We start from the raw sequence: 5,776 nt of genomic DNA, 5'->3' as shown, positions 1-5,776 counted from the left end.
TTCTTATGTGATTGGCCCGACAAGTTGGGGAAAATGCCTCTGAAAAGGGCACACCCCTGGCGTACAGGTGCGGAGAACTGACCTAAGGCCGGGCTAAATCGGGAACGGCTAATATTAGAGATTCTTGATGCGATTGCCCTGGGCTGTTGGCGGCGGACGCCTGGCAGAGCGATCATGAGGCGGCGTGGCGTCTGCACAGCGAACTGCACCTGGTGCTCTATAGCCAGTCCCGCCATGACGAGGCCGATGCGGTCTATGCCTTGCTGGCGACCCAGGAGGCCGCGCCGCGGCAATTGCTCGCACCGCTGTGCATCCAGATCGCCAGTCTGTCCAACCGCACCCGCTACGCAGAGGCCGTGAGTCTGGGGGCCGGTCTGTTGGAAACGCTCGGCCTGACGCTACCGCTGGAAAATACCCGCGAGCGTCTCGAACAGGAGCTCGATCTATTCTACGGCCATGCGGCGGCGGGCGCGCTGGAGCGGTTGCCCGCCCAACGCAACCTGGACGATGAGCGACTGCTGATGGTCGCCCAGTTGCTCAACCGCTTGATCCCGGCCGCGCTCTTTTCCGGTTCGCTGCTCGGCTTCTGGATGATGGCGCGCTGCAGCCGGCTGTGGATCGAGGCCGGCTATTGCGAGTTCCTGAGCTATCCGATGTGCTGTATCACGATGGTGACCATCGCCCTGCGCGAAGACCATGCCACGGGTTACCGTGCAGCCCGCGCGGCACTGGAAACCGCACTCGCGCGCGATCACGGGGGCCTTGAGGTCGCCCGTGCCCAGCACGCCTTCGGGCTCTTTGCGTGTCATTGGTTTCAGCCGCTGACTGACGATCTGGGACATGCCCAGGCGGCGTTCGCCGGGCTCTTGCGGGCCGGCGATCTGGAGTTCGCCAACTTTACCTTTTTCACCTCGCAGGCGGCCCTGTTCGACACCTGTGCGCAACTCGCCGAGATGGCCACCGAAACCGCGGCGGCCATCGGCTTTACGCGCAAGACCGGCAGTCGGCATTCAGAGCAGGCGTTCTTGTCCTACCGACAGCTCGTGCGGGCACTGGCGGGCGATACCCGGTGCAGCGGGGACTTTGCGGACGCCGATTTCGGCGAGGCGGCGCATCTCGCGGCCATCCAGAGCAACGCCATGGCGCAAGCCTATTTTCACACCTACCGGGCACTGGGGGCCTGCCTGTTCAACGATGCGGCCGGCCTGTCTCGCCATGCCGAGGCTGCGGTCGGCCTGTCACGCCACATCAGCGGTTTCTACCCGACCGCCTTGGCGATCTTTCTGCATTCACTCGCGCTGATCGGGCAACTGCGGGTGACGGGTGAGGCGGCGCGGCCCGCCCTGCTGGAGCAACTGGGCGCGAACCAGGCATGGCTGGCGGCGCGCGCCGCCGACGCACCGATGAACTTCGGCCATCTCTATGACCTGGTGGAGGCCGAACGGCTGGACGCACTGGACCAGCCCTGGGAGGCGCTCCAGACCTTTGAGCGGGCGATGCGCCGGGCCGGGGCGCAGCGGCGCCCCTGGCACCAGGCGCTGATCACCGAGCGGGCCGGACACTGCTACCTGCGGCGCGGGCTGGAGGACGTCGGCCGTGCCCTGCTGGCACGCGCCCATACCCTCTACCGGCAGTGGGGGGCCGAGGGTAAGGCGCGCGCGATGCGCGACGTCTGGCCCTTCCTGGACGCCAGTCATCCAGGCAGCGGGCGCGGCAGCCAGGGCGATGCCTTGGACCATGAGGCACAACTGCGTGCCGCCCAGGCCCTGGCCTCCGAACGGTCGCTGCCGGGCCTGGTGGCACGGGTGGTGGAACTGGTGGGCCAATTGACCGGCGCGACCGACGTGCGGCTCCTGGTGCTGGACGAGGCGGGGCACTGGTGGCTGGAGGGCGGGGTGCGCGGCGGGGAGCCGTTGGGGCGTATGACGGTGGACGAGGCCGCGCAACGGGGCATCATCACCGCCACCGCGCTGCGGTTGTCACTGAAGACGCTCGCCCCGCTGGTCTCCGACGATGCCGTGATCGACAGCCGCTTTGCCGGGGACCCCCACTTCGCCGATCTGCCGCTGTGCTCGCTGTTGGGCCTGCCGATCTTCGTCCAGGGGCGGCTCACGGCCTTGCTGGTCCTGGAAAACCGGCTGTTTCGCGCCGCCTTCAGCGCCGCGCGCATCGAGGCGGTGTCCATCCTGTGCGGACAGTTGGCGGTGTCACTCGAAAACGCCCGACTCTACCAGTCGCTCGAACACAAGGTCGCGCAGCGCACCGGCGAGCTGTCCGAGGCCAACCGGCTGCTCACGGACGCCATCCGGCGCGCCGAGATGGAGATCGCCGAGCGCACGAGAGCAGAACAGGCGCTGCGCGAGAGCGAAGAGAAGTTCAAGGCCATCGCCAATTACGCGGCCAGTTGGGAGGCCTGGTTCAGCCCGCAAGGCAAGCTGTTATGGATGAATCGGTTTTCGCTGGAACTGACGGGCTTCACCCCGGAAGAATACATGGCCGCGGACGATTTCCTGGTGATGTCCACGCTCGAGGAGGACCGGCCTGTGATGTCGGAGAACTTTCAGAAGGCGCTTCAGGGCAGCAGCGGCGACCATGTGGAGTTCCGTTGTCTGCGCAAAGACGGCTCGCACTTCTGGATCTACGTCTCTTGGCGACCCATCCTCGATGCCACTGGTCGTTGGCTCGGGTTTCGCACCAGTGCCCAGGACATCACCGCGAGCCGCCAGGCGCGCGAGGAACTCGCGCGCGCCCGGGCGGCGGCCGAGGCCGCCAACCGCGAACTCGCGATCCTGAGCACCACCGACAGCCTGACCGGACTGGCCAATCGCCGCCGCTTCGATGAGACGTTGCAGGCCGAGTGGCAACGCGGCGCCCGCGCCGCGCGGCCCCTGAGCCTGGCGATGCTCGACGTGGACTGGTTCAAGCGCTACAACGACCACTACGGCCACCAGGCCGGCGATGAGTGCCTACGCGCACTCGCCGGGGTACTGGGTGCCCAGGCCCACCGCATCAGCGACCTGGCCGCCCGCTACGGGGGCGAGGAATTCGCGGTCATCGCCCCCGACACCGACGCCGCGGGCATGCTGCGCCTCGCCGAGTCGATCCACACCGCCCTGGAGGCCCTGGCCCTGCCCCATGCCGAATCGCCGCTCGGCCGGGTGACCGTCAGCATTGGACTGGCGGTGCTGGTGCCCGGGGACGCCGCGTCGCCCGCGGCACTGCTGCGCCTGGCGGATGAAGCCCTGTACCGCGCCAAGGCCCAGGGCCGCAATCGGACGGTACCGGGGTCGACTCCAGCCGCAGGGGCCTGAAGTGCGCGAGTCCAGAGGTAGGATCAGGCACCGCGATAGAGCTGTGACGCGTTGTCCGCAATGGCGCGGGCAATCATGTCGGCGACCTTCAGGTCGCGCTCGATACGGTGGCGGACAGCCGACCGGGACGGCCGCTGGGTACGAGCCTTCGAGGCGGTACGCTGGGTCCGGCAGTGGAGTGGGTAGCTGTACATTGTTGAGACTCCTGACGCTGTGTTGGCGTGACCAGGCCGCGGACGATTGCGACCTTGGGCACAGCGTAAGGCCGGGTGGTTAGACACAAGCTGAGCGGGATCGTCAGCGAACGGTCAGATGGGGGTCTGGCGCTCTGGGTCGGGTTGATCAGGTACGTGACGAATCGCTGCACTCCAAGACCAACACGGGCGACAAGACGCGGACCCCGCAGCCCGTCGGGTGCGATCAGAACTGATGTGGTGACCGCGATCCCGGGTACGCTGTCCTGGTCGTTGTCGTTGTCGTTGTCGTTGTCGTTGTCGTTGTCGTTGTCGCGATCGGATTGTTAGATTAAGACAACGACAACGACGCCCGATCCGTGCAGCCCGTCGGCCCCACCACCCAAGCCGCGCGGACCGGGTTATGCTATGCGCCCACCGGTTCAGCTTCGGCACCGAGGCGTCCCTGAACCTGGCGCACGACGCGCAGTTGCTGCAACTGGTGCGCGCGGCGGGCTTCTCCTGGGTCTTCATCGGCATCGAGAGCCCGGACGAGGCGAGCCTGAAGGCGGCGAACAAGGGGCAGAACACCGGCGGCGACATCCTCGCCGACGTGCACCGCATCTACGCCGCCGGCATCGAGGTGCTGGCCGGCTTCATCGTCGGCTTCGACCAGGACACGCTGGCGACCTTCGACCGGCAGCGCGACTTCATCATGGCCTCGGGCATCCAGACGGCGATGGTCGGCCTGCTCCAGGCCCTCCCGCGCACCCCGCTCTATGAACGCCTGGAGCGCGCGGGGCGCCTGCGCGAGGTCGGCCAGGACGGCGACAACACGCTGTCCGGGACCAACGTGGTCCCGCAGAACATGGACTACGACGCGATGGTGACGCGCTACGAGGGCCTGTACCGCGAGCTGCTCGCCGACACCGCCATCGCCGGGCGCATCCGCACCAAGCGCCGGCACCTGCGCAACCCCGCCTACAGCGGCTCGTTCGGCGTCCGCGAGACCCTGGTCATCGTCTGGCGCCTGCTCGGGCGCGGCATCCTCCCCGGCGGCCCGCGGCGCTGGGCCGCCTTCGCGCGCTCGCTGCCCTGGCTCGCGCCGACCAACCTCGCCTGGGTGCTCTCGGACTGGATCACTGGCCTCGCGATGGCCGACTTCGCGCGCCGCCGGCTCGCGGTACCGCTGGAGAGCGGCGCCGCGGAGCGCTGCCTCGCGACCGTGCGCGCGGCCGTCGAGCGCTACGCGGCGGCCGGCCGCGCCGCGCTGCACGTCGCCGCCGGCCCCATTCCCGCCGTGTCCCTGACCCTCAGCGGCGTGCTCGACCGGCGCTTCTTCCGCCGCACCGCGCGTCCGCTCAAGCGGCTGCTCGCCCGCACGCCGATGACCGTGACCCTGCGCATCGAGGCCCTGCGCGAGGCCGAGGGCCGCCACCTGGAGCGCCTGCTGCGCCAACTGCGCCGCTACGGCGACCGCGTCTCCATCGTCATCGACGAGCGGCTGCGGCAACTGGTGCAGATCGATACCTCGGTCTTCCATCTCGTGCTCGCGGCATGAGTGGCGAAACGCTGCGCTCCAAGACCAATACCGCCCGGTGGATGGCGGTTGCCATCACCCTGGTTTCCCTCATCCCCTCTGCCCTGGGTGGCGCGGGCGGGTGAGCGCGGACTGTGTGGAACTGAACAAGGCGGCGTGAGCCGCCTTTCTTTTGCCATGAAAGTCGCGCAGCGACGCTGTGGGAGCGGCCTCCGGCCGCGACGGGGCCGCGCAAATTGTCCCAGCGTCGAAGGTTGCCGCGGCGCCGCATCGCGGCCGGAGGCCGCTCCCACGAGGACCTTTCATGTTCCATAGGAACCATCGGTGAGTTTGATTTCGCGCCCGTCATGGTCCCAACTCGCCACGACAGGGTTCTCGCCTCAGGCCGCCCACTGCGCCGACAGGGCCTCGGCCTGGGCCAGGACGGTCTGCACGGCAGCACTCTCCAGGTCCGGAGGGTAGCCGTATTTGCGTAAGATGCGCTTGACGAGGATGCGCATCCGGGCGCGGGCGTTCTCGCGGTGGGACCAGTCCACGGTGACACTGCCCCGCAGGCTGGTCAGCAGTTCGTGGGCGATGACCTTGAGCGTGTCGTTGCCCATGACCTCGACGGCGCTCTGGTTCTCGGCCAGGGCGTCATAGAAGGCGATCTCATCCAACGACAGGCCCTCGGCTTCGCCCCGCAGGCGCGCCTCGCGGATGTCGCGTGCCAGGTTGATCAACTCCTGGAGGATCTCCACCGTGCTGACGGC

Annotated in this window: 4 protein-coding genes; 2 read left to right on the top strand and 2 right to left on the bottom strand. The window is 68.0% G+C overall.

Annotated elements, in window-relative coordinates; genetic code table 11:
- The first annotated feature begins 146 nt into the window (after positions 1–146).
- On the top strand, positions 147–3,311 hold the full coding sequence (locus QZY48_RS22440) for a diguanylate cyclase (protein ID WP_295435316.1): 3,165 nt from the start codon (positions 147–149) through the stop codon (positions 3,309–3,311).
- A gap of 23 nt (positions 3,312–3,334) precedes the next feature.
- Here the strand turns inward: QZY48_RS22440 and QZY48_RS22435 are convergent, their stop codons facing one another.
- On the bottom strand, positions 3,335–3,505 hold the full coding sequence (locus QZY48_RS22435) for a hypothetical protein (RefSeq protein ID WP_295435315.1): 171 nt from the start codon (positions 3,503–3,505) through the stop codon (positions 3,335–3,337).
- 403 nt (positions 3,506–3,908) lie between these two features.
- Here QZY48_RS22435 and QZY48_RS22430 point away from each other — a divergent pair, with 403 nt between their 5' ends.
- On the top strand, positions 3,909–5,045 hold the full coding sequence (locus tag QZY48_RS22430) for a DUF4070 domain-containing protein (protein WP_295435313.1): 1,137 nt from the start codon (positions 3,909–3,911) through the stop codon (positions 5,043–5,045).
- Positions 5,046–5,404: 359 nt separating this feature from the next.
- Here QZY48_RS22430 and QZY48_RS22425 read toward each other — a convergent pair.
- Positions 5,405–5,776, bottom strand: a 372-nt coding sequence (locus tag QZY48_RS22425; RefSeq protein ID WP_295435312.1) for a type I restriction enzyme endonuclease domain-containing protein, incomplete at its 5' end; no start/stop codon positions are given.

It is taken from the genome of uncultured Thiodictyon sp., from assembly GCF_903828115.1.
In the GTDB taxonomy this organism is placed as follows: Bacteria; Pseudomonadota; Gammaproteobacteria; order Chromatiales; family Chromatiaceae; genus Thiodictyon.
This window is presented reverse-complemented; position numbering and strand designations above follow the sequence as displayed.